The organism is Geobacillus sp. B4113_201601 (assembly GCF_001587475.1).
Lineage (GTDB): Bacteria > Bacillota > Bacilli > Bacillales > Anoxybacillaceae > Geobacillus > Geobacillus icigianus.
On record NZ_LQYX01000015.1, the window covers coordinates 14,955 to 38,834 of the forward strand.

Here is a 23,880-nt window from a genome sequence, read left to right on the forward strand (position 1 = left end):
ATAAAAAGTGGTACCGATGTTTCGCCGGAGGAATCACGCGCCGAAGAGGCGGAACAGTTGCGAATACTTTTCATTTGTTATAAAATTGTAATGAGAATAAATTGAGAATGAACGGCCGCTAGATGATCAAAACGGGCGGCGCTGACTTTCAAGCAGAAATTGGAGGTATGCTGCATGGCAGTGTTGACGATTCGCAATCTTCACGTGTCAGTGGAAGGAAAAGAGATTTTAAAAGGGGTAGATTTGGAAGTCAAAGGCGGGGAGATCCATGCGATTATGGGGCCGAACGGAACGGGGAAATCGACGTTAGCTTCCGCGATTATGGGTCATCCGAAATATGAGGTGACGGAGGGCACGGTGACCTTGGACGGCCAAGATGTTCTCGAGATGGAAGTCGACGAGCGGGCGCGCGCCGGCCTGTTTTTGGCGATGCAATACCCGAGCGAAATCAGCGGGGTGACGAACGCCGACTTTTTGCGGGCGGCGATCAATGCCCGTCTTGGCGAAGGCAATGAAATTTCGCTCATGAAATTCATCCGCAAGCTTGATGAAAAAATGGCCTTTCTTGACATGAATCCGGATATGGCGCACCGGTATTTGAACGAAGGGTTTTCCGGCGGGGAGAAAAAGCGGAACGAAATTTTGCAATTGATGATGCTCGAGCCGAAAATCGCGATTTTGGACGAGATTGACTCCGGGCTGGATATTGACGCGCTGAAAATTGTCGCCAAAGGCGTCAACGAGATGCGCAGCAGCGATTTCGGCTGTTTGATCATCACCCACTATCAGCGGCTGCTGAACTATATCACTCCGGATTATGTGCACGTCATGATGCAAGGGCGCATTGTCAAATCCGGCGGTCCGGAACTGGCGCAGCGGCTGGAGGCGGAAGGATACGACTGGATCAAAAAAGAACTTGGCATCGAAGATGAAACGGTCGGGCAAGAAGCGTAAGCGTTAGGAGGAGGACTATGGCGACAGAAACGAAAATTCCATTCGATGAAACCTACATCCGCACGTTCTCAAGCGGGCGCGGCGAGCCGGAATGGCTGACGGCGCGGCGTCTCGAGGCGCTGGAACGCGCGGAGCGGCTGCCGCTGCCGAAACCGGACAAAACGAAGATCGAGAAATGGAACTTTCACGGCTTCGCCCGTCACACGGTGGAGAGCGCGGCGTACGCCAGCCTCGATGATTTGCCGGACGCCGTAAAGGCGCTCATCGAAGCAGGGAAAGAAACGAAAAACTTGTACGTGCAGCGCAACCATACGCCGGCGTATGTGTCGCTTTCTGAAGAGCTGAAAGAAAAGGGCGTCATTTTCACCGACATTTTGACGGCGGCGCGCGAGCACGGCGATTTGCTTGAGCGCTATTGGATGACCGCGGTCAAGCCGGATGAGCACCGCCTCGCCGCGCTTCATGCCGCGCTCATGAACGGCGGCGTATTCGTGTATGTTCCGAAAAACGTTGAAATTGAAACGCCGCTTCAGGCTGTTTACATTCAAGATGAAGACGACATCGCCTTGTTTAACCATGTCATCGTCGTGGCGGAAGACAACAGCCGCGTGGTGTTCGTGGAAAACTATTTGTCAGCGGACCGCAACGGTCAAGCGTCCGCCAATATTGTGGCCGAAGTGTTCGCCAACGCGAACGCCCGCGTCTTTTTCGCCGCCGTTGACCATTTGGCGAGCGGCGTGACGACGTACGTGAACCGGCGCGGCATCGCCGGGCGCGACGGGCGGATCGAATGGGCGCTCGGGCTGATGAATGACGGCAACACGGTGTCGGAAAACATCACGCGCCTCGTCGGTGACGGCTCGTTCGGCGATACGAAAACCGTTGTCGTCAGCCGCGGCGAGCAAGTACAAAACTTTACGACCAGCGTCGTCCACTACGGAAAGCATACGGAAGGGTACATTTTGAAACACGGCGTCGTCCGCGACAGCGCGACTTCAATTTTCAACGGCATCGGCAAAATCGAGCACGGCGCATCAAAATCAAACGCCGAGCAAGAATCGCGCGTGCTCATGTTAAGCGAAAAAGCGCGCGGCGATGCGAACCCGATTTTGTTGATCGATGAAGACGACGTCATGGCCGGCCACGCGGCGTCGGTCGGTCGTGTCGACCCGATTCAGTTGTATTACTTAATGAGCCGTGGCATTCCAAGACGGGAAGCGGAACGTCTGATCATTCACGGCTTTTTGGCGCCGGTCGTCGAAGCGATTCCGATTGACGGCGTGAAAAATCAATTAATTGAAGTGATTGAAAGGAAAGTTCAATCATGAAGGTGAACGAAATCCGCGCGTTGTTTCCGATTTTGCATCAGAATGTCAACGGCCACCCGCTCGTCTATTTTGACAGCGCCGCGACATCGCAAAAGCCGCTGCCGGTGATTGAGGCTCTTGACCGCTACTACCGCGAGTACAACTCGAACGTTCACCGCGGCGTCCATACGCTCGGAACGAAGGCGACCGACGCGTACGAAGGGGCGCGCGAAAAAGCACGGCGTTTTCTTAACGCCCGCTCGATGCAAGAAATCATTTTCACGCGCGGGACGACATCAGCGCTCAACTTGGTCGCCTCAAGCTACGGGCGCGCCCATGTCAACGAAGGCGATGAAATCGTCATCACGTACATGGAACATCACAGCAACTTGATCCCATGGCAGCAGCTGGCGAAGCAAACGGGCGCGACGCTGAAATACATTCCGCTGCAGGAAGACGGCACGATCGATCTCAACGATGTCGAGGCCACGGTGACGCCCGCTGTGAAAATCGTCGCCATCGCCCATGTGTCGAACGTGCTCGGCACGATCAATCCGATTCGCGAGATCGCCCGCATCGCCCATGAGCGCGGGGCGATCATCGTCGTCGATGCGGCGCAAAGCGCTCCGCATATGAAGATCGACGTCCAAGAACTCGATTGCGACTTTTTGGCGTTTTCCGGCCATAAAATGTGCGGACCGACCGGGATTGGCGTATTATATGGAAAAAGAGAATTATTGGAGCAAATGGAGCCGATCGAGTTTGGCGGTGAAATGATCGATTTTGTCGAACTGTACGACTCGACGTGGAAAGAGTTGCCGTGGAAGTTTGAAGGTGGGACGCCGATTATCGCCGGCGCCATCGGCCTCGGCGCGGCGATCGATTTCCTCGAGCAAGTCGGCTTGGACGCGATTGCTGCCCATGAGCATGAACTGGCGCAATACGCGCTTGAACGAATGGCGGATCTCGAAGGCGTTACCGTCTATGGACCGAAGGAGCGGGCGGGGCTGGTGACGTTTAACATCGACGGCGTGCACCCGCACGATGTGGCGACCGTTTTGGACGCCGAAGGCATCGCCATTCGCGCCGGCCACCATTGCGCCCAGCCGCTCATGAAGTGGCTTGACGTGACGGCGACCGCCCGGGCGAGCTTCTATCTGTACAACACGAAAGAGGAAATCGACCGGTTTATCGCTGCATTACAGAAAGCGAAGGAGTACTTCAGCCATGTCTTCTAACCATCCGTTGGATCAGCTTTACCGCCAAGTCATTATGGATCATTATAAAAACCCGCGCAACCGCGGGGTGCTTGAGGGCACGAATGTCGATGTCAACATGAACAACCCGACGTGCGGCGACCGCATCCACTTGACAATGAAAGTGGAAGACGGCAGAGTCGCCGATGTCAAGTTTGAAGGGGAAGGCTGTTCGATTTCGATGTCGTCGGCGTCGATGATGACGCAAGCGATCAAAGGAAAAACGGTGGAGGAGGCGCTTCGGCTCGCCCACATTTTCTCCGACATGATCCAAGGCAAAGCGTACGACGATTCCGTTGACCTTGGCGACATCGAGGCGCTCCAAGGCGTTTCCAAATTTCCCGCCCGCATCAAATGCGCGACGTTGGCGTGGAAAGCGCTCGAAAAAGGGCTACATGGCCACGAACATGAAGGAAGGTGAACCACGATGGCGAAAAAAGCACCGGAAATCGGGGAATACAAGTACGGTTTCGTTGACAAGGACGTCTCCGTCTTCCGCGCCCAGCGCGGCCTGACGCGCGAAGTCGTCGAAGAAATTTCGCGGATGAAAAACGAGCCGCAATGGATGCTCGAATTCCGCCTAAAAGCGCTCGACATCTTCTACAGCAAGCCGATGCCGCAATGGGGCGGCGACCTGTCGAGCTTGGATTTTGACGAAATCACCTACTACGTCAAGCCGACGGAAAAATCGGGCCGCTCGTGGGATGAGGTGCCGGAAGAAATTAAAGCGACGTTTGATAAACTCGGCATTCCAGAGGCGGAGCAAAAATATTTGGCCGGCGTTTCCGCCCAATACGAATCGGAAGTCGTCTACCATAACATGAAAGAGGATTTGGAAAAACTCGGCGTCATCTTTAAAGACACCGACTCGGCGCTGAAAGAAAACGAAGACTTGTTCCGTGAGTATTTCGCCAAAGTCGTGCCGCCGACCGATAACAAGTTTGCCGCCTTGAACTCGGCGGTTTGGTCGGGCGGTTCGTTCATTTACGTTCCAAAAGGTGTCAAAGTCGAAACGCCGCTGCAAGCGTACTTCCGGATCAATTCGGAAAACATGGGGCAGTTTGAGCGGACGCTCATCATCGTCGATGAAGGGGCGCACGTCCATTACGTCGAAGGCTGCACCGCGCCGATTTACACGACGAACTCGCTCCATAGCGCAGTCGTGGAAATCATCGTCAAAAAAGGCGCGTACTGCCGCTACACGACGATCCAAAACTGGGCGAACAACGTCTTCAACTTGGTGACGAAGCGCGCCGTCTGCGAAGAAAACGCGACGATGGAATGGATTGACGGCAACATCGGCTCAAAGCTGACGATGAAATACCCGGCCGTCATCTTAAAAGGCGAAGGGGCGCGCGGCTTGACGCTGTCGATCGCCATCGCCGGCAAAGGACAGCACCAAGACGCCGGGGCGAAAATGATCCACTTGGCGCCGAATACGTCTTCGACGATCGTCTCGAAGTCGATTTCGAAACAAGGCGGAAAAGTCACGTACCGCGGCATGGTTCATTTCGGCCGCAAAGCGTCCGGTTCGCGCTCGAACATCGAATGCGACACGCTCATTCTTGACAACCAGTCGACATCGGATACGATTCCGTACAACGAAATTTTAAACGACAACATCTCGCTTGAACACGAAGCGAAAGTGTCGAAAGTGTCGGAAGAGCAGCTGTTCTACTTGATGAGCCGCGGCATTTCCGAACAGGAAGCGACGGAAATGATCGTCATGGGCTTCATCGAGCCGTTCACTCGCGAGCTGCCGATGGAATACGCCGTCGAGATGAACCGCTTGATCAAGTTTGAAATGGAAGGAAGCATCGGATAAGCTGGATAAATCAAGGGGTTAGCGCGCCGTTGCGGGCCTCGCACCCACAATGATTGACACAAACCGGAGCGGCTGGTTTCTTGCTCTTTCCGCTTATCTTCGGGGGCGCCCTTAGCGCCCCCGAATACGTTGTTTGCCGCGTCGTGGGGCACTTTCTAGAAGGTGGGTGATTTAGGGCAAAATACTGCCGATTCCATTCTTTCCTCAATTAGAGAAACCTTGTAGAATCAGCTTTCTTTCCTGAAATGAAAACGCTGCCGATTCGTGTGTGACAGCGGTTTTTCACCGGGCTTCGAGGAGGGATTCGCGTTTTTCGTGTTGCCGTTGCTTTGACAGGTAAAAATGGTACTGCGTCTGATTTGCCGCGAATGGATACGATAAGGGTGGGGTATCGGTGAAACGGATCCTCCGTTATGTTTTGTTGTGTACCATGCTAGCTGGCTGTGATCATCAGGAGATGAGTTTACAAGCTCATCATTGGGAGGCAAAAAGGCAAGGGTTTGACCAAGAAGAGATCGAGAGCCTCATTAGAGAGCCGGAAAGCCTCAATAAAGTCAACCGACAGCTCAAAAATAAGGAGGTTGCGACTTTCTTTTGGCTGGGGATGACGAAAGAAGAGATTCGCCATATGGATGGACAGGAGATCGATTTTTTTCGTGCGAGACGCGCGGCGAATCAATGGAATGAGCCCGATGAACAAACGGTGAAGGAGATTTTTAAGAAACAGGCGGATCATCAAATGATCCAATGCCATATCGAGAAACAGAAGTTATGCACCACATCAACGATTTACACCGATCATCAAAAGAACATCATGAAATTGACCCTCTCTGTTTCCTCACTCAATCGAGAAGAGCATCGATACGCCGTCGTCTTGTCGTATGAATGGCTGATCGATCCGAAAGAAAAGGGGACGGATTTTTACGGGATTTTGACGACGGAAAATGCGGTTGTCGATTATCACCACGTTTACAGCTCCTACAAGACATATCAGGATCGCTCTCACGTCAGCATACAACATAGTAGGAAGCCGTACCAATCTTCTGTTGTAGGGTATATGATGAAAAATTCCTTGCGCAAGGAAAGCAGCCGCCACTTTGGATATGTGTATTCGGAAACCGTACCTTCCGATCGCGCGCAAACGTATATTGATGTGAAGGGATTTTATGTTCATGCTCATCGGGCGTGGGGCGACAGCGACTTGTTTTCCTTCCAAGATGTTTATAACTGGAATGGGAAGGCTGATGCGGTGATGTTCAAGTCGCCGGTGATCCGCATCTTCATCCAACCGTGATGAAGCGGGATCGAACGGGGGAGCGTTCGCTTTTGGGCGCTCCCCTGTCTTCTCTCATGCTAGGTCGCTTTTGTTCCGCCGCGCTCCGTCTTCCTGTTTAGCGCTGGACTTTTTCAAGCGCCAATTTGATGCCAAACCCGATCATCACCGCGCCTGTGATTCCTTCGATCCATTTCTTCGTCTTCGGCCGCTTCATGAAATCGCTAATACAATGGACGAAGGAAATGTAAAACAAAAACCATATAGCGGTCATCGCTGTATAAGCCGCCCCCATCACGAGAAACGGAACAAAGGAGTGCGAGCCCGGTGCTACGAATTGCGGCAAAAAGGTGAAGAAAAAGGCCGCCACTTTCGGATTTAAGAAATCGGTCAGAAACCCTTGCTTGAAGCAGGCAGTGTGTTGTCCTCCGCCTTTGATGTCCCTTTCCGCACCTAGGGTTTCCCCTTTTTTCATGACTCCATATAATGCCTTAACACCTAAATACGTTAAGTACACAGCACCCACATACTTCAGGATCGAAAACAGCAGGGCAGATTGCATAATGACGGCTGAAAGCCCTAAAGCCGCCGCAGCGGTATGGATAAAAAGGGCGCAACAAACTCCAAAAGCGGTTTTCAATCCGCCGATTTTCCCGACCGAAATAGTGTTTTTTGTAACAATCGCGGTATCGGGCCCCGGCAGCACAATCAAAAAAATAGATAACATCATGAATGAATAGAGATGGATCAATGGAGATCGCCGCCTTTCCACTATGGTATTGTTAGAATTTTTTTGCGAATATCATTGTAGAGCAGTTTTGGATTCATTTCAATCATGGTTTTTCTCTTGGTACGGCTGGACAAATTCCAACGCCTCCCTCGCCATTGTCGGCCGCATGGACAGCAGGCGTTTTGATTTTAAGGCAGTTGCACTTGTGATATAGTGAAGATAGTTGGGAAATGGAGTGAATTGGTGATGACCATGATTTACATCGGACTGACCGGCTGGGGCGATCATGACAGCCTCTATCCGCCCGGTTTGGCGGCGAAAGATAAATTGCCGGAATATGCGGCGCATTTTCCGACGGTGGAGGTCGATTCGTATTTTTACGCCATTCAGCCGCGGGCGAACGTGGAAAAATGGATTCGCGAGACGCCGCCGTCGTTTCAGTTTATCGTGAAGGCCTATCAAGGGATGACCGGACATGAGCGCGGCCCGATTCCATATGAAAGCAAGGAAGAGATGGTTGCCGCGTTTTTGGAATCGATCGCGCCGTTTCAAGAAGCGGGAAAATTGGCGATGGTGCTGTTTCAGTTTCCGCCGTGGTTTGACTGCCGGCGCGAGCATGTCGCGTACTTGCGCTCGGTGAAGGCGCGGATGGGGGAAGTGCCGGCGGCGCTTGAATTTCGCCATCAATCTTGGTTTTCGCCGCGCTTTCGCGCCAAAACGCTTCGCTTTATGGAAGAGGAAGGCTGGATTCACGCGATTTGCGATGAGCCGCAGGCAGGGGAAGGGTCGGTGCCGATTGTGTTGCATCCGACTCATCGCGAAAAGACGCTGATTCGCCTGCACGGCCGCAACGTGCACGGCTGGAACAAGGCGACGGCCGGCGAGAACTGGCGGGCCGTCCGTTATTTGTATCGCTACAATGAGCGCGAGCTGCGCGAATGGGCAGATCGCATTCGAGCGCTCGCAGCGAAAACGGACCACATTTATGTGCTGTTTAACAACAACTCCGGCGGCGATGCCGCCGACAATGCCAAGCAATTGATCGAGTTGCTCGGCTTGGAGTACAACGGCCTTGCGCCGCGGCAGCTTGGTTTGTTTTAAAGCAAGGGGGGTGAGGCTATATGGCGTATTTGTTGCTTGTTTCGCTCGGCTTGATCGCTGGAACGGTCGGCAGTTTGGCCGGCCTTGGCGGCGGGGTGATCATCGTGCCGGCGCTGTTGTTTTTCGGCGCGCTCGGCTGGCTGGCGGCGGTGACGCCGCAAGTCGCGGTCGGCACATCGCTAGTCGTCATTATTTTCAACGGGCTGTCATCCACGTTGTCGTACATGAAAGACAAAATGGTCGATTATCGAAGCGGGCTGCTGTTTAGTCTCGGCAGCGTCCCGGGAGCGGTCGTCGGTGCTTGGGTGAACAATACGCTGAGCGTGGCGCATTTTTCGCTGTATTTTGGTCTGTTTTTGATTGCCATGTCGCTTTTTTTGGCGCTGAGCCAAAAGAAAACGAAACGCTCGGCGGCAGAAACGGCGGCGGCGAAAGAAAACGAAGGCGAACAAACGGCGGTGGAACAGGCGCAGCCGGGGCCATGGTGGCGGCGGAAAGTCGTCCGCGCGTACACCGACCGAAACGGGGAGGTTTCCGTTTATGACTACCAGCCGTGGGCGGCGATTGCCATCGCCTTTGTCGTTGGCTTTTTCGGCGGGCTGTTTGGCATTGGCGGCGGTTCGTTGATGGTGCCGGCGATGATCGTGCTGTTTCGCTTTCCGCCCCATGTGGCGGTCGCCACATCGATGTTGATGATTTTTTTGTCCTCACTCGTCGGTTCGCTGACGCATGTGACGATGGGCAATGTGAAATGGACGTTTGCCCTCGCCCTCATCCCCGGCGTATGGATCGGCGCGAAAACGGGGGCATGGATCAACAAGCGGATGCCGAGCCGAACGTTGGTGGTCGTGCTGCTCCTCGTGCTGATTGTCCTAGGGATTCGACTTGTCTTGGAAAGCCTAGCGTAGTGGAGGAGGGGGCGTTTTGAAGCAAATCGTCTATCTTTACCATACCAATGACGTGCACAGCCATTTTGAACATTGGCCGCAAATCGCCCGCTTTTTGTCAGAGCGCAGAAAGGAGCATCGCGCGCGCAACGAGGCGATGCTTTTGTTTGATGTCGGCGATTTTGTCGACCGCGTTCATCCGATCACCGAGGCGACGCGGGGCAAAGCGAACGTTGAGCTGCTCAACGAGCTTGGCTATGACGCGGTGACGATCGGCAACAATGAAGGGATCACGCTCGATTACCGCGATCTCGATACGTTGTATGAGCGGGCGCGATTTCCGGTGGTGGTGGCCAACTTGTTCCGCCGTGACGGCACGCGGCCGCCGTGGGCGCTGCCGTATGCCGTCATTTCGGCGACAGAGACGTTTCGCATCGGGGTTGTTGGCGCGACCGCTCCGTTTCGTCAGTTTTACGAATCGCTCGGCTGGACCGTTGCATCGCCGTTTGAGACGCTAAGGGCGGCGGTGGCGGAAGTGAAGCAGCGGGCGGACTGCGTCGTTGTCCTATCCCATCTCGGCGTGCACGATGATGAACAAATGGCCGCTGAGATTCCGGGCATCGATGTTGTTTTAGGCGCTCACACCCATCATCTGTTCCCGGAAGGAAAGCGAGTCAACGGCGCGCTTCTGTGCGCGGCTGGAAAATATGGACAATACGTCGGCGTCGTTAAGCTCGAGGTGGAAGACGGGCGCTTAGCGCGGACGTCGGCCGCCCTCGTCGATGTCGCGACCTTGCCGCGCTCCGAAGAGATGGAGCGCCGCCTTCGCCGCCTTGAGCGAGAAAGCTTGGCGCAGCTTGAGGCGGAACGGGTCGCCGAGCTGGAGGAAGATTTGCCGATCAACTGGTTCGCTCCGTCGCCGCTCGCCCATGTGCTGGCTTCCGCCTTGCGGGAATGGTGCCAAGCAGACATCGGCATGGTCAATTCCGGCGTGCTGCTTGAGTCGCTGTCGAAAGGGCCGGTGACAAAAAAAGATTTGCACCGCATTTGCCCCCATCCGCTCAATCCGTGCAAAGTGAAGCTGCGCGGGGCGGAGCTCAAAGAAATTATGCTGGAAGCCCATACGGAACGGATGAAGCATTTGCGGTTTAAGGGGTTCGGTTTCCGCGGTGAAGTGATGGGGGAAATGGTGTATGACGGTGTCGATCTCGAGACGGAATGGGAAGAGGATGGGGGGTGGCATATCCGCCGCGTTGCGGTTCACGGCGAACCGCTCGATCCGGAGCGGACGTACGAGGTGGCGACGACCGATATGTTTGCCATCGGCCATTTTTACCCGCAAATTCAGCGGGCGGCGGAGAAAACGTATTACATGCCTGAGTTTTTGCGCGACGTTCTCGCGTGGAAACTGGCTCAGTAGTCAGGCACTTCTCGTTCTGTCCTTCATACATTGAAGGATGGAAAGGAGAGTGACTGCGGCGATGGTGGAAATCAAGCCGATCATCATTGACGGACATCCGTTTATGGCGGTGTCCGTGCAGCTGCCGAAAACGAATTTGTTGGCGGTGGCGAGCGACAAAGGATATATTATGTGCGGCGCGCTCGATGTCGCGTTGTTGAACGAAAAATTGCGCGACCGCGGCATTATCGCCGGACGGGCGGTCGGGGTGCGCACGATCGAGCAGCTGCTCGCGGCGCCGCTTGAGTCGGTGACGATCGCCGCCCGCGAGCTCGGCATCGAACCGGGAATGAAAGGAAAAGAGGCGCTGTTGAAAATGCGGTGAAAGAATCCCTCCTTACAAGCATACATATAGCTTGTAAAGGAGGGATTTGATGTTGTTGCGCCCCCGGTTTGGGCGGAGGGGCCCGCTCCCGTTCCGTTATGTGCTGCTATTGACCTTCGTTTTTTTTATGTTTTCGATGGCGGCCAGCCTTTGGATTGTGAATCGAAGCATCAAGCCAGTGCTGATGGAAATCGCGGAAACCGAAACGAAACGAATTGCCAATTTGGTGATTAACAATGCGATTGAACAACAGTTTCAAAAGGACAATCCCGAGTTTCAGCGGCTTGTTACGGTTCGGCAGGACGAAAACGGCAAGATTGTGTCCGTCGACTTTGATACGGCGGTGATGAACCGCATTTTATCCGAAACGGACGATCATGTCATGGCAAGCTTGAAAGCGGCGACCGAAGGACGGATTGAGCGCCTCGTTCTTCCCGAAGTGGAGTCGGGGGCCGGCGACAGCCGCGGTATCATTTATTCGATTCCGCTTGGACAAGTGACCAACAATGCGCTGCTCGCGAATTTGGGTCCGCGCATCCCCGTGCAGTTTCAAATCGTCGGCAATGTCAATTCAGAAGTGACAAAACAAATCCACGCCTATGACATTAACAGTTTTTTTATTGAAATTGATATCCATATTGCGGTCGATATTCAAGTCATTATTCCGTTTGCGTCGAAAATCTCCACCGTCACGACCGATATGCCGATCGTCATGCGCTTTATCCCCGGAGAAGTGCCGCAGTTTTACAACAAAGGCGGGGGTTCCGTCGGCCCTTCCTTTGAACTGCCGCCGCGGTAGCCGTTCCCTGTTTGCTGGCGGCGGATGAGCGCCTAGGAGGCTGGTGAAAAATAACAAATTCGCTCGATTGGGGAGAAGTCACAAGGAATGGAATGATGATGTTGCAACGTTTTTTTGGTTTGGGAAACACTGTCGGAGAGCAGTATTTCTCCTTCAATCACCGCCCCCCTAGAAACGTCGGCCAGAAACGAGAATGTTTTTGATGGAAACATGGAAATATTATACAAGTAAAATGTTGCGGCGAGCGGTGGCCGCAGGGGTTTTCCAACTCGACTTAGAGGAAACCGCTTTTTTCTTTTTTCGACAGAAAAGAACTAGACGAGTGGTTATAAATTTTGTAATATTATATTAAATTGAAAATAGTTTTATTATTTACATAAGAATTAGGAAAGGGGGAGGGAATAGAAGGAGAGATGGCGGACATCAAGCAGCCGTTGGAGGGCGCGGCAAAGGAAAGCGAGGGGCGCTCTCATGACCGAACATTTTGAACAATGGGGGGAATGAAAGTGAAGAAAAAAAGAACAGCAGGGATTGTAGCTTCCTTGATGCTGACGGCGGGCCTTATGGCTGGCTGCGGCAACAATCAACAAAGCGGCGGGTCGGCTGGCGGCGGAGGCGGCGATGTCATTAAAGTCGGCGCCAACCTTGAGCTGTCCGGCGGTGTCGCTTCGTACGGTCAGTCGATCGCCGAAGGGCTGGAACTGGCGTTTGATGAAATCAATAAAAAAGGAATTGACGGCAAAAAGTTAAAGCTCGTCAAAGTCGACAACAAATCGGAAGCGGCCGAAGCGACGAACGGCGCCATCAAGCTGATCAGCCAAGACAAAGTCGTGGCGATCATCGGTTCAGCGACGAGCACGAACACGCTCGCTCAAGTGCAAATCGCCAATGACAATAAAGTGCCGATGATTACGCCGTCCGGTACGAACCCGACGATTACTACCAAAGACGGAAAAGTGAATGATTTCATTTTCCGGACATGCTTTATCGACCCGTTCCAAGGAACGGTGGCGGCAAAATTCGCATTGGATGACTTGAAAGTGAAAAGTGCGGCGATTTTGATCGACAGCGCGAGCGATTACTCGAAAGGGCTGGCTGCGTCATTTAAAGAAACGTTTACAGCCGGCGGCGGCAAAATTGTTGCTGAAGAAGCGTATGTGGCGAAAGATACCGACTTCCGCGCTACGCTGACGCGCATTAAATCGGCGAATCCGGAATTCATTTTCCTGCCCGGCTATTATGAAGAAGTCGGCCTCATCGTCAAGCAGGCGCGCGAACTCGGCCTAAACGTGCCGATCATGGGCGGCGACGGCTGGGATTCGCCGAAGCTGGTGGAGATTGCCGGCAAGGATGCGCTGAACAATACGTACATCACAAACCATTATTCGTCTGGCGACCCGGATCCGAAAATTCAAGAGTTCGTGAAAGCCTTTAAAGCGAAATACAACAAAGCGCCGGATGCGTTCAATGCGCTCGGCTATGACACGGCATACTTCTTGGCGGATGCCATCAAACGGGCCGGCAGCGCCGATCCGGTGAAAATCAAAGACGCGCTGGCGAAAACGAAAGATTTACAATTAGTAACCGGTATATTCACTATTAATGAAAAACACGATCCCATTAAATCGGCTGTTATTTTGGAATACAAAGACGGGCAGCAGCAATTTAAAACCAAGGTCAATCCGTAAGGAGAGGCGGCATGGACGGGGGAGGAACAGCTCCCCTGTCCGGCGCTTCTTTTGATGAATGACGAGTTTTCGTTAAGGAGCGTGCAGACATGGAACTCATTCAACAGCTCGTGAACGGCGTTTCGCTCGGCAGCATTTATGCGCTCATCGCCCTCGGCTATACGATGGTGTACGGCATCGTCCGGCTCATTAATTTCGCCCATGGCGACGTCTTTATGGTTGGTTCATTCGTCGGGTTTTATGCGGTGACGATGCTTGGCATTGGCTTCTTTCCGGCGCTGCTATTGGCGATGGCAGCCTGCGCGGTGCTGGGGATGGTGATTGAGCGGATCGCGTACAAGCCGCTGCGGAATGCGACGCGCATTGCCGTCTTGATTACGGCGATCGGCGTTTCGCTTTTCATCGAGTACGTGACGATTTATTTGCGCGGGGCGCAGCCGGAAGCGTATCCGAGCACGCTGCTCCCGGATCGGAATTTGAAGCTGTTTGGGGTGGTTATCAGCAGCCAGTCGCTGTTCATCCTCGGCACGTCCCTCGTTTTGATGATCCTTCTTCAATTTATCGTCCACCGGACAAAAATCGGGAAAGCGATGCGCGCTGTGTCCCATGATGCGGAAGCGGCTCGGTTGATGGGAATCAACGTTGACAACACGATTTCGGCCACGTTCGCCATCGGCTCGGCGCTCGCGGGGGCGGCCGGCGTCATTTTTGGCATTTATTATACAAAAATCGAGCCGTTGATGGGCATTCTTCCCGGTTTGAAAGCGTTTGTCGCCGCTGTGTTGGGCGGAATCGGCATCATTCCGGGGGCGATGGTCGGCGGGCTGTTGCTTGGCGTCATTGAATCGCTCGTGAGCGGGCTTGGTTATTCACTCTGGCGCGACGGGGTGGCGTTTGTCATTTTGATTCTCATCCTGATTTTCCGGCCGGCCGGATTGTTTGGCAAGAACGTACGAGAAAAAGTGTAAAGGATGGTAGGGACAATGGCAACTTGGAAGCGGACGCGTGGATTTTGGGGTTCCGTCATACTGGCCTTCGCCTTTTTCGCGGTTGTTGAGTGGCTGATTGCCAGCGGAATGTTAAATATCTTTTATGTCAATACCCTCTTTTTCATGGCGATCAATGTCATGTTGGCCGCGAGCCTTCACTTGATCATCGGCATCACCGGGCAGTTTTCGATCGGACATGCCGGCTTTTTCGCCGTCGGCGCCTATGCCTCCGCGATTATGACGATGAAGCTGCAGCTGCCGTTTGCGGTCGGCGTCTTGACCGCCGGGGTGGCGGCGATGCTCGCTGGCCTGATCATCGGCGTGCCGAGCTTGCGCTTAAAAGGGGACTACTTGGCGATCGCCACGCTCGGGTTTGGCGAAATTGTCCGCATTGCTTTGCTTAACATCGATTACGTTGGCGGGGCGAGCGGCATGACGGTGACGCACATGACGACATGGCCGTGGGTGTTCGCCTGCCTGTTGGTGACGCTTTTGGTGATTGCCAACTTCACAAACTCGACGCACGGACGGGCGTGCATCTCGATTCGCGAGGATGAAATCGCCGCCGATGCCATGGGGATCAACACGACGTATTACAAAGTGGCAGCGTTTGTGATCGGCGCGTTTTTCGCCGGCATCGCCGGAGCGCTGTACGCGCACCATTTTTACATCATCCAGCCGTCGAATTTCGGTTTTTTAAAGTCGTTTGACATTTTGATTTTCGTCGTTTTAGGCGGCCTCGGCAGTTTGTCCGGCTCGGTCATCGCCGCCGTGTTGCTGACGATCGTTTCGACGTTCTTGCAAAACTATCCGGAAACGCGGATGATCATTTACAGCCTCGTGCTGATTTTCGTTATGCTGTACCGCCCAACCGGGCTGATGGGGACGAAAGAGCTGTCTTCGCTTTGGAAATGGCGGAAGACGGAAGGGGGAGTGAACCATGGCGGCAAAAACACCGTTGCTTAAAGCGGAAAACGTCGGCATCCAGTTTGGCGGGCTGAAGGCGCTCTCCGGCGCGACGATGGAGCTGCATCAAGGGGAGCTCATCGGGCTCATCGGCCCGAACGGCGCGGGAAAAACGACGCTGTTTAACTTGCTGACGGGCGTGTATGTGCCGACGGAAGGGCGGATTATGCTGGGCGGCGAGACGTTGAACGGCTTGCCGCCGTACAAAATTACGCGCAAAGGGATCAGCCGCACGTTTCAAAACATTCGCCTGTTTGGCGAGCTGTCGGTTTTGGACAACGTGAAAGTCGCTTACCATGCGCACGCCCGCCATTCGATGCTGAGCTCCATTTTCCGTCTCCCCTCCCATTTTCGCGGCGAACAGGAAATGGAAGAGAAGGCGATCGAGTTCTTGAACATTTTCCAGCTTGATAGCGTCAAGCATGAGAAGGCAAAAAACTTGCCGTACGGGCAGCAGCGGCGGCTCGAGATCGCCCGGGCGTTGGCGGCGCAGCCGAAGGTGCTTTTGCTTGACGAGCCGGCCGCCGGCATGAACCCGCAAGAGACGAAAGAATTGATGAAGCTGATCGCGTTCATTCGCGAATGGTTTGCGTTGACGATTTTGTTGATTGAGCATGACATGTCGCTTGTGATGGGCATATGCGAACGCATTTACGTGTTGGATCACGGCCAGCTGATCGCCGAAGGCACGCCGGAACAAGTGCGCAGCAACCCGAAAGTGATCGAGGCTTACCTTGGCGAGGAGGTGTCGTGACATGCTGAACGTGAATGGCATCGATGTGTTTTACGGCAACATTCATGCTTTAAAAGGCGTGTCGCTTGAGGTGAATAAAGGTGAAATCGTCACGCTGATCGGCGCAAACGGCGCGGGAAAAACGACGCTGCTGAAAACCATCTCCGGGCTGTTGAAGCCGAAAAACGGCGACATCGTCTACGAAGGGGCCTCGATCGCCGGCAAGGCGGCGCAGACGATCGTGAAGCAAGGCATTTCCCACGTGCCGGAAGGGCGCCGCGTGTTTGCCAACATGACGGTCGAGGAAAATTTGGAGCTCGGTGCGTTTTTGCGCAAAGACAAAGTCGGCATTCAACAAGATTTTGCCAACGTTTTTCAGCTGTTTCCGCGCCTTGAGGAGCGGCGCAAGCAATTGGCCGGCACGCTCTCGGGCGGCGAGCAGCAAATGCTTGCCATCGGCCGCGCGCTCATGGCTCGTCCGAAGCTGCTTTTGCTTGACGAACCGTCGATGGGGCTCGCGCCGCTGCTTGTCAAGACGATTTTTCGCATCATCCAGGAAATCAATGCGTCGGGAACGACGATTTTGCTTGTCGAGCAAAACGCCCATATGGCGCTCTCGATCGCCGATCGCGCCTATGTCCTCGAATCGGGCCGCGTCGTGTTGTCGGGAACGGCGGCTGAGTTGCAGGCGAGCGAGCAAGTGAAGCAGGCGTATTTGGGCGGGCATTGACGCCATGGGTGAGGCGGCGAAGCGAAAGAGCCATTGCATGGCGGTGAAGTGAAAAAGCAACGCGCTCACGGAACGAGGTGAACGGCGCTGCGCCACGGTTCGGCCCATCGGCCGAACGGGCGATCAGCGCCGTTTTTGTTGCTGCCGCTCGGCCCGTTCCCACGCTTTCAAATGTGGATAGGGGTCGAACGCCCACTCGGTGTAGCCGTTGTCTTTGTACATCCCGTAATGAAGATGGGGCGGGAATTTTCCGGCCGTGCCGGGCGGGCCGTAACCGGAGCTGCCGACCGAGCCGATGATCGTTCCCGGCTCGACGATTTGCCCCTCGCGTAACTGGGCGGTAAACCCGTTTAAGTGGGCGAAATAATGGTACGTGTTGTTGATGTCGCGGATGCCGACGCGCCAGCCGCCGTAGTTGTTCCAGCCTTTCAATTCGACGATGCCGTAGCACGTCGAGCGGACCGGAACCCCGTAGCCAGCGAAAATGTCTGTTCCCTCATGGATGCGGCGCCCACCCCAGCCGCGCGCGTCACCCCATGTGTCGCGGTAGCTGTAATTCGCCCGCAGCGGAAGAGGAAACACATGGTTGTCCAATTGTAATGTCTGATACTTTTTATAAATTTTTACTTTTCCTAAAATCAGGTCGACCGTCTTGGCGCGCTGGTAATAGTTCCAAAGCGCGATTTTGATCTGGCGGTGATCAATGCCGTACGTCTGCAAATAGCGGGCCATCGCCATGATGACATCTTCATCGTCGTCAGCGCGCGCGTTCCCATCCCCGTTCCCATCTATCCCGAGGCCGCCAAACTGGGAGATGGTGAACGGATTCGTATCATGCGAGTTTTTGTTCAGCGGCCCAGCCCATATATCCGGCCTGATGTAAATACCAAGGACGCCGGTTGGTTTGGGCAAATCGCGGCGCACTTGGCGGACGTTTCGCTCGTATTGGTCAATGGCCGCAAAGTAATACCATGGAATGAGTGAAACGGCTTCCGCTTTTTTATACAGCTCCATGCGTCGTTCATAAACGTCTTCTTCATTATTTTCAGCTGCGGCCGCGGCGCCGGCGGCGATGAACAATATCGCCACCACCCATAGGGCCAGTAGCCATCGGTGCACGTGGATCCCCCCTTTTCCGCTCGTCTCCTATCCTTTAGTTTGGGGAGAAAGAAGGAATTCATCAATGCCAAAATTTGTAGGACTAAGCGCACTCGCCCTTTGGCGCCAAGAAGCAAGCGGTGTAAAAAGGAGGAAGGCAGTCGGACGGCGATTTTTTTGTCTTTTCGCGAGCTTTTCATTATAATGAGAAATGAATAACGATCTAACTGGAGTGAGAACGATGGCGACGAAAGAAGAACACATCCGCAAGCCGGATTGGTTGAAAATCAAATTAAATACGAACGAGAACTACGTCGGATTGAAGAAGTTGATGCGGGAACACCGTTTACATACTGTCTGCGAGGAAGCGAAGTGCCCGAACATTCACGAATGCTGGGCTGTGCGGCGGACGGCCACGTTTATGATTTTAGGCAGCGTCTGCACGCGCGCCTGCCGCTTTTGCGCCGTCAAAACCGGCTTGCCGACCGAACTCGACTGGCAGGAACCGGAACGCGTCGCCGAATCGGTGCGCATCATGAACTTAAAACACGTCGTCGTCACCGCGGTGGCGCGCGATGATTTGAAAGACGGAGGTGCGGCCGTGTTTGCCGAAACGGTGCGCGCCATCCGGCGAAAAAACCCGTTTACGACGATTGAAGTGCTGCCGTCCGACATGGGCGGGGTGTACGAAAACTTGAAGACGCTGATGGATGCCCGACCGGACATTTTGAATCATAACATTGAAACGGTGCGCCGCTTGACGCCAAGAGTGCGCGCGCGGGCGACGTACGAACGGTCGCTTGAGTTTTTGCGGCGGGCGAAAGAGCTGCAGCCTGACATCCCGACGAAATCGAGCATCATGGTCGGCCTTGGGGAAACGAAAGAGGAGATCATCGAGGCCATGGACGATCTGCGCGCCAACCATGTCGACATTTTGACGATCGGTCAGTATTTGCAGCCGACGAAAAAACATTTGAAAGTGGTGAAGTACTACCATCCCGATGAGTTTCGGGAGCTGAAAGAGATCGCATTAAGCAAAGGGTTCAGTCATTGCGAGGCGGGTCCACTCGTCCGCTCCTCGTATCATGCCGATGAGCAGGTGAACGAAGCGGCGAAAGCTCGGCAGCTGAAGGCCTAGGTTCAAGCGGCTGGCGCCCGCGGGCGGCGAATAGGCGAAAAGAAACGGTCGTGCCTCTTTTGGAAAAAGGCAGACCGTTTTCTTTCCGCGGCAAGCGGTTAGGCGATCGAAAAGCGTGAGGGTTATTGCCCCATTTTTGTCGTCCGCGGCGTTCCGTCGCGGAAATCGCGATCGAGTCGGTCGTTCATTTCGTTGATCATTTCGCCGTTTTCGTTTTCGCCGTCACTTAGCTTCGCTCCTTGCGGATATTTCAACATCCGCTGGATGGTGGCGTCAAGAATCTGATCGATGTTGCGCGTGTTTGAGTCTAGGCGCCCGAAGCGTTCAATGTCTTTCATCAGCTGCGGATTGTCGGCGATGTAGACGTGATAGTAGCGAGGCACGACAGACAGCGCCGTCTTTTTGACTTGGTCAGCGGTCTGCTGCCGGTTGTTCGTGTCGGCGTCATAAACGACGAGCACTTCCTCATCCGTGACGAGCGTCGCGACGTCCTTGACACCCGGCAGCTGGGTGCACAGTTTGCTGATCAAATCGGCCGCTTTTTCGCGGTTGAAGGACGGCATGTCGTTATAGCCGTTGGCGTCGCCAGCAATCGGGCTTTTTTGATGGCGGACGTAGCCGAAGTTGTTCATCGGCGTGTCATCGCCGTTGGGCACTCCGTTTTCATTGTACAGTTCGTTGCGGTCGGTGACGTTGATGGTATTCCCGCTTCGCTTATAGACTTTGGTATTGTCGTCTTGGGCGGTTTGTGCGCAGCCGCTCAAGACAAGAGCCGTTCCGAACAGAGCGGCCCACCATGGTCGTCTCATCGTCAGCACCCCCTTCGCTTTTAGGGTGGCACGCGTCGCGGCGTTTCATAACCGTCATTGATTGGGTGTCGTGCATCGTTTATGATGGAAGTGGAAAGGCGAGGTGAACTCCCGTGATTTGCATCAACAACCATTGTTACGAGCTGGTGGAAAATGTGAAAAACGCCTTTAACGAAGAAGCCTTTCGCGCCCGGTACGCTGATATTTTGGCGAAGTATGACTACATTGTCGGCGACTGGGGATACAATCAGCTGCGGCTGCGCGGATTTTTTGACGACCACAATCAAAAAGCGACGCATGATACGAAAATCAGCACGTTGTCGGAATATTTGTATGAATATTGCAACTTCGGCTGCGCTTATTTTGTGCTCCGTAAAGTGAAGCGGTGAAGCCGCCATGTCGCGGCGCTGACGGGCGGACAAGCGAAGCAGCCGCTCCGGGGCGGGCGGCTGCTTCGTCATTCCCCTTCGTTGTACGGGAACTGTTCGCTTTCGCGTGGGTCGTCGTGCGGCGGGTGCGCGGCCGGATCGCGCCTTGGAATGTTTTGGTGCAGCGATTTGAATTCATAGTTGAAGGCGCTGTAAGGTCGCTGCCCTTCCCGCCACGGTGTGCTTTTATTTTCGACCGGCGCGTCCGCGCGGTACGGCGATCCGTACGGCCCTTCGGGAAATTCCTCGGCCGTTAAGAAATTGCGCTGTTTCTCGACGGTGGAAACATCGGCATATGTTTCCCGTTCCGCCATTCGCCTCACCTTCCTTGCTGCCGGGTTGGTTCATAAGATGCCCCAAACCGAGGAAGGTTATGAAAGACATTCACGCAAAAAGGCGCGCAACTCGTCGGCCTCTTCGATCTTTAGCTCGTATGTGCGTTCCAAATAGCCCGGCTCGGCCAAATCATCATTGCCGAGAATCGCGAAGCGGTTGCTCTGCAAGTCGAGCACGAGCCATTTTCCGTAAAACCGGTCCGTTTCCACAAGCGCCAAATCGAACCGTCGGTTTTCGCCGGCAAAGCTGACGAAGCGCACCGCCGCTTCAACCGTTTCGTCATACAAATAAAACCGTTCGCTCATCTTTTGCTCCCCCTTTCGCTCCCTTCGTTATCATCATAGCAAACAAGCGTCGAAAACGGGAGCGGACGGAGGAAGAAGTGGCGATGTCCGTCCCGCCACTGGCCGGACGGTGGGGATTCCGTCTTTTTTCAGCAGGGCAAACGAGACGAAGGAGGGAACAGCGATGTATTTTGTTGACCGCAAAAAACTGGAAGATCGGCTGCGCTGCATCGAGCAAATGCTCGAGCGTTACAAGGCGCAGCGGCATTGGGAAGAACCGTTAGAGCGGCTGGCGCTCGAGCGAATCGCTCATGTCCTCATCGAAGCCGTTTTGGACGTCGGCAATGCCATGATTGACGGCTTTATTATGCGCGACCCAGGCAGCTACAATGACATTATTGACATTTTGACTGATGAACGGGTGATTGCCCCGGCGGACGCCGAACAGCTGAAAGCGTTCATCGCTCACCGGAAAATGCTCGTTCACGACTACACCGCTGTTGATCACGCCAAACTGCGCGCCAGCTTGGATGCCCATTTGCCGGCGTTGGAAGCGTACCCGAAAGCGGTGCGCGATTATCTCGAAAGCGAGCTCGGCCCGGTGTCGGCGTTTCGCAATTGATCGGACGGCGACATCCATCGGCGTGCGCCGGTTGTCTTCGCGTTGGACGCCGGCGCGGCGGAATGGGGAAAGACAGAAGCGGTGGATCCGCGGGCTTGCGGCAGCGCGAGCATTGGGAGAGGAAGCGCGGCGTTCTCGCCGGCTCAAGGCGATCCGAACAGACTGGCGCGGCGGCCGCCTATCATGGAAAAGAAAGGAACAGAGGTTATGAAACGTTACAACGGCTATTTGATTGATCTGGATGGAACGATGTACCGCGGCACGGAATGTATCGCCGAAGCGCGCGAGTTTGTCAATGAACTGCACCGCCGCGGCATTCCGTATTTGTTCGTCACCAACAACTCTTCGCGCACGCCGGCGCAGGTGGCGGAAAAACTGCGGTCATTTGGCGTGCCGGCGGAAGAGAAGCACGTCTTTACGACAAGCCAAGCAACCGCCAACTACATTTTTGAACAAAAGCCAGGCGCGTCCGTTTATGTCATCGGTGAAGAAGGGATCCGCACGGCTTTGGCGGACAAAGGGTTTCGTTTTGCCGGCGAGGACGCGGATGTCGTTGTCATCGGCATCGACCGGCAACTGACATACGAGAAGCTCGCCGTCGCTTGCTTGGCGGTCCGCAACGGCGCGACGTTCATTTCCACAAACGGGGACATCGCTTTGCCGACCGAGCGCGGGCTATTGCCGGGAAACGGAGCCATTACATCGGTCGTCGCCGTTTCAACGCAAGTGAAGCCGACGTTTATCGGCAAGCCAGAAAAAATCATTATGGAGCAGGCGCTCAACGTGCTCGGCGTTCCGAAAGCGGACGTGCTCATGATCGGCGACTATTACGAAACCGACATAGTAGCGGGCATGAACGCCGGCATCGATACGCTTTTAGTCCATACGGGCGTGACGACGAAAGAGATGCTCGCCCGCTATGAGCGGCAGCCGACGTATACGGCCGATTCGCTGGTAGAGTGGATGGAGCGCCTGTAAACAACGCCGCTTTGCCAAAAAAGGCAAAGCGGCGTTTGCTTATCATCGGATGCGCGGGAAAGCCGGCCATCAGCCGAGCGCGCCGGGGCGTGGCGATCCATTATTCGGCGTTGGCGGCCCGGTGCGCCAAACGGCTTGACGCCGCCGCGGCAATGGCACCGACGATGTCGTCTAAAAACGTGTTGCATTTGCCGGTTGATTTATCGTTTAAGTATTGCAGGATGCCCGGTTTTTGTTTGTCAATGTATCCGTAGTTCGTAAAGCCGATCGATCCGTAGACGTTGACGATCGATAGCGCCAAAATTTCATCGACGCCATACAGCCCTTCATCGCGGTGGATGATCGATTGCAACGGTTCATCGAGCCGTCCGGCCTCAGCGAGCCGGTCGAGCTGAATGCCGGTTAAAATGGCGTTTTGCACTTCGCGCTTTGAAATGACGCGGTTTACGTTTTCGATGCACTCGTCCATCGTCAAATCCGGATGGTATTTCGATTGCAAATAATAGACGAGTTCAGCGATTTTTTCCACCGTTACGCCCCGCTCCTCGAGCCAACGCCGAGCGGTTTGTTCCAACTGATTCATCATGCCTTCGCTCATCACATGTCACCTGTTTCTTTTGAAAAGTCGTTTTATATATATGTATCATCTCATAAAACAGTCCGTCATATAAAGAAAAATGCTCAGCGGGCCGCATATATAAACAATAGCCCCTTTGGTGGCCGATCTAAAAGGCTGCCTTGACGGGCAGAGAATCGAGCTCGCTTCGGCTGTTTGGCTGCGCGGCGCTGAACGGCGGCCAAACAAAGCGGTGAGGCTTTTCGCTTTCCGCCGGACGAGACGACTGTCGGCGGCCGGTTGGAGAAGAAATGGGGGCTGCTCGGCCGAGCAGCGTCGCTAGAACGGGATCCAAGGTCAAGCGCTTTTTCCCCAATGCGGAAACGAGCGTGGAGATGGGGAGGAGAAAGCAAGTTTCGGCCAACAAGGAAGCGGACGGAGAGATAAGGAAGGGCAAGCGCTTTTTCCCCAATGCGGAAACGGTTGGGGGATGAAGAGGGGGCAAGCGGTTTTCGAGTCAATATGGACGCGAATAAGGAGCATTCCCGTTAGGAGCTTTTCCGGGGACTTGATCAAAAAAAGCCCTCTTGGTATGATGCAGGGGTGTCA

The 23,880-nt window shown here is 54.4% G+C and carries 27 protein-coding genes; 21 read left to right on the forward strand and 6 right to left on the reverse strand.

What is annotated here, in order from left to right:
- Nucleotides 1–174 precede the first annotated feature (174 nt).
- The 6 genes from sufC (at nucleotide 175) to B4113_RS02305 (ending at nucleotide 6,636) form a co-directional block, all read left to right on the forward strand.
- Nucleotides 175–954 (forward strand): Fe-S cluster assembly ATPase SufC, encoded by a 780-nt coding sequence (sufC, locus tag B4113_RS02280; RefSeq protein WP_033018571.1) that lies wholly within the window; start codon nucleotides 175–177, stop codon nucleotides 952–954.
- Between the two features lie 17 nt (nucleotides 955–971).
- Nucleotides 972–2,282, forward strand: coding sequence for a Fe-S cluster assembly protein SufD (gene sufD / locus B4113_RS02285; RefSeq protein ID WP_033018572.1), 1,311 nt, complete (start codon nucleotides 972–974; stop codon nucleotides 2,280–2,282).
- Nucleotides 2,279–3,499, forward strand: a complete 1,221-nt coding sequence (locus B4113_RS02290; protein WP_033018574.1) for a cysteine desulfurase — start codon at nucleotides 2,279–2,281, stop codon at nucleotides 3,497–3,499. Before sufD ends, B4113_RS02290 begins: the two co-directional genes overlap by 4 nt.
- Complete coding sequence (sufU, locus tag B4113_RS02295) at nucleotides 3,489–3,938, forward strand: Fe-S cluster assembly sulfur transfer protein SufU (RefSeq protein ID WP_033018575.1); 450 nt, start codon at nucleotides 3,489–3,491, stop codon at nucleotides 3,936–3,938. The genes B4113_RS02290 and sufU overlap by 11 nt, the downstream gene beginning before the upstream one ends.
- Before the next feature lie 6 nt (nucleotides 3,939–3,944).
- A complete protein-coding gene (sufB, locus tag B4113_RS02300; RefSeq protein ID WP_033018579.1) occupies nucleotides 3,945–5,342 on the forward strand; it encodes a Fe-S cluster assembly protein SufB in 1,398 nt (465 codons plus the stop codon).
- A 394-nt stretch (nucleotides 5,343–5,736) separates the two neighbouring features.
- Nucleotides 5,737–6,636: a hypothetical protein gene (locus B4113_RS02305; protein ID WP_108209737.1), complete on the forward strand. Its 900-nt coding sequence runs from the start codon at nucleotides 5,737–5,739 to the stop codon at nucleotides 6,634–6,636.
- 97 nt (nucleotides 6,637–6,733) lie between these two features.
- Here the strand turns inward: B4113_RS02305 and B4113_RS02310 are convergent, their stop codons facing one another.
- Nucleotides 6,734–7,345: a LysE family translocator gene (locus tag B4113_RS02310; protein WP_200878267.1), complete on the reverse strand. Its 612-nt coding sequence runs from the start codon at nucleotides 7,343–7,345 to the stop codon at nucleotides 6,734–6,736.
- 252 nt (nucleotides 7,346–7,597) lie between these two features.
- On the opposite strand from B4113_RS02310, the gene B4113_RS02315 reads away from it, so the two are divergent.
- The 10 genes from B4113_RS02315 to B4113_RS02360 all read left to right on the forward strand — a co-directional run bounded on the left by B4113_RS02315 (nucleotide 7,598) and on the right by B4113_RS02360 (nucleotide 17,022).
- Entirely contained in the window at nucleotides 7,598–8,446 is an 849-nt protein-coding gene (locus B4113_RS02315; protein ID WP_033018588.1) for a DUF72 domain-containing protein, read from the forward strand.
- A 20-nt stretch (nucleotides 8,447–8,466) separates the two neighbouring features.
- Nucleotides 8,467–9,354, forward strand: a complete 888-nt coding sequence (locus B4113_RS02320; protein WP_033018583.1) for a sulfite exporter TauE/SafE family protein — start codon at nucleotides 8,467–8,469, stop codon at nucleotides 9,352–9,354.
- 16 nt (nucleotides 9,355–9,370) lie between these two features.
- A complete protein-coding gene (locus B4113_RS02325; protein WP_033018584.1) occupies nucleotides 9,371–10,753 on the forward strand; it encodes a bifunctional UDP-sugar hydrolase/5'-nucleotidase in 1,383 nt (460 codons plus the stop codon).
- A 61-nt stretch (nucleotides 10,754–10,814) separates the two neighbouring features.
- Nucleotides 10,815–11,117 carry a YunC family protein gene (locus B4113_RS02330; RefSeq protein ID WP_033018585.1) on the forward strand — a complete coding sequence of 101 codons (303 nt, stop codon included), beginning with the start codon at nucleotides 10,815–10,817 and terminating at the stop codon, nucleotides 11,115–11,117.
- 52 nt (nucleotides 11,118–11,169) lie between these two features.
- Nucleotides 11,170–11,916 carry a sporulation protein YunB gene (gene yunB / locus B4113_RS02335; protein WP_033018592.1) on the forward strand — a complete coding sequence of 249 codons (747 nt, stop codon included), beginning with the start codon at nucleotides 11,170–11,172 and terminating at the stop codon, nucleotides 11,914–11,916.
- Nucleotides 11,917–12,422: 506 nt separating this feature from the next.
- The gene (locus B4113_RS02340; protein ID WP_061912152.1) at nucleotides 12,423–13,604 is read left to right on the forward strand and encodes an ABC transporter substrate-binding protein; all 1,182 of its coding nucleotides are present in this window, start codon (nucleotides 12,423–12,425) and stop codon (nucleotides 13,602–13,604) included.
- Between the two features lie 89 nt (nucleotides 13,605–13,693).
- Nucleotides 13,694–14,572: a branched-chain amino acid ABC transporter permease gene (locus tag B4113_RS02345; RefSeq protein ID WP_033018762.1), complete on the forward strand. Its 879-nt coding sequence runs from the start codon at nucleotides 13,694–13,696 to the stop codon at nucleotides 14,570–14,572.
- A 15-nt stretch (nucleotides 14,573–14,587) separates the two neighbouring features.
- Nucleotides 14,588–15,559, forward strand: a complete 972-nt coding sequence (locus B4113_RS02350; RefSeq protein ID WP_033018761.1) for a branched-chain amino acid ABC transporter permease — start codon at nucleotides 14,588–14,590, stop codon at nucleotides 15,557–15,559.
- Nucleotides 15,534–16,313, forward strand: a complete 780-nt coding sequence (locus B4113_RS02355; protein ID WP_033018760.1) for an ABC transporter ATP-binding protein — start codon at nucleotides 15,534–15,536, stop codon at nucleotides 16,311–16,313. Before B4113_RS02350 ends, B4113_RS02355 begins: the two co-directional genes overlap by 26 nt.
- Before the next feature lies 1 nt (nucleotide 16,314).
- Nucleotides 16,315–17,022, forward strand: coding sequence for an ABC transporter ATP-binding protein (locus B4113_RS02360; RefSeq protein WP_033018759.1), 708 nt, complete (start codon nucleotides 16,315–16,317; stop codon nucleotides 17,020–17,022).
- Between the two features lie 123 nt (nucleotides 17,023–17,145).
- Here B4113_RS02360 and B4113_RS02365 read toward each other — a convergent pair whose 3' ends face one another.
- Nucleotides 17,146–18,141, reverse strand: a complete 996-nt coding sequence (locus B4113_RS02365) for a M23 family metallopeptidase (RefSeq protein ID WP_033843146.1) — start codon at nucleotides 18,139–18,141, stop codon at nucleotides 17,146–17,148.
- Nucleotides 18,142–18,361: 220 nt separating this feature from the next.
- Here B4113_RS02365 and lipA point away from each other — a divergent pair, with 220 nt between their 5' ends.
- Entirely contained in the window at nucleotides 18,362–19,258 is an 897-nt protein-coding gene (gene lipA, locus B4113_RS02370; protein ID WP_033018758.1) for a lipoyl synthase, read from the forward strand.
- A gap of 122 nt (nucleotides 19,259–19,380) precedes the next feature.
- On the opposite strand, the gene B4113_RS02375 is transcribed toward lipA, so the two are convergent.
- On the reverse strand, nucleotides 19,381–20,067 hold the full coding sequence (locus B4113_RS02375; RefSeq protein WP_033018756.1) for a YhcN/YlaJ family sporulation lipoprotein: 687 nt from the start codon (nucleotides 20,065–20,067) through the stop codon (nucleotides 19,381–19,383).
- Between the two features lie 113 nt (nucleotides 20,068–20,180).
- On the opposite strand from B4113_RS02375, the gene B4113_RS02380 reads away from it, so the two are divergent.
- Nucleotides 20,181–20,456 (forward strand): YutD family protein, encoded by a 276-nt coding sequence (locus B4113_RS02380; protein ID WP_033018755.1) that lies wholly within the window; start codon nucleotides 20,181–20,183, stop codon nucleotides 20,454–20,456.
- A 68-nt stretch (nucleotides 20,457–20,524) separates the two neighbouring features.
- On the opposite strand, the gene B4113_RS02385 is transcribed toward B4113_RS02380, so the two are convergent.
- Nucleotides 20,525–20,809 (reverse strand): hypothetical protein, encoded by a 285-nt coding sequence (locus B4113_RS02385; protein ID WP_033018754.1) that lies wholly within the window; start codon nucleotides 20,807–20,809, stop codon nucleotides 20,525–20,527.
- 57 nt (nucleotides 20,810–20,866) lie between these two features.
- On the reverse strand, nucleotides 20,867–21,136 hold the full coding sequence (locus B4113_RS02390; protein WP_033018753.1) for a DUF3055 domain-containing protein: 270 nt from the start codon (nucleotides 21,134–21,136) through the stop codon (nucleotides 20,867–20,869).
- Nucleotides 21,137–21,299: 163 nt separating this feature from the next.
- Here B4113_RS02390 and B4113_RS02395 point away from each other — a divergent pair, with 163 nt between their 5' ends.
- Complete coding sequence (locus B4113_RS02395; protein WP_033018752.1) at nucleotides 21,300–21,737, forward strand: DUF86 domain-containing protein; 438 nt, start codon at nucleotides 21,300–21,302, stop codon at nucleotides 21,735–21,737.
- Between the two features lie 207 nt (nucleotides 21,738–21,944).
- Complete coding sequence (locus B4113_RS02400; protein WP_033844784.1) at nucleotides 21,945–22,715, forward strand: TIGR01457 family HAD-type hydrolase; 771 nt, start codon at nucleotides 21,945–21,947, stop codon at nucleotides 22,713–22,715.
- Nucleotides 22,716–22,815: 100 nt separating this feature from the next.
- Here B4113_RS02400 and B4113_RS02405 read toward each other — a convergent pair whose 3' ends face one another.
- The gene (locus B4113_RS02405; protein ID WP_033018750.1) at nucleotides 22,816–23,313 is read right to left on the reverse strand and encodes a phosphatidylglycerophosphatase A; all 498 of its coding nucleotides are present in this window, start codon (nucleotides 23,311–23,313) and stop codon (nucleotides 22,816–22,818) included.
- A 118-nt stretch (nucleotides 23,314–23,431) separates the two neighbouring features.
- On the opposite strand from B4113_RS02405, the gene B4113_RS19325 reads away from it, so the two are divergent.
- Nucleotides 23,432–23,614 (forward strand): hypothetical protein, encoded by a 183-nt coding sequence (locus tag B4113_RS19325; protein ID WP_131385665.1) that lies wholly within the window; start codon nucleotides 23,432–23,434, stop codon nucleotides 23,612–23,614.
- Nucleotides 23,615–23,880: the final 266 nt, after the last annotated feature.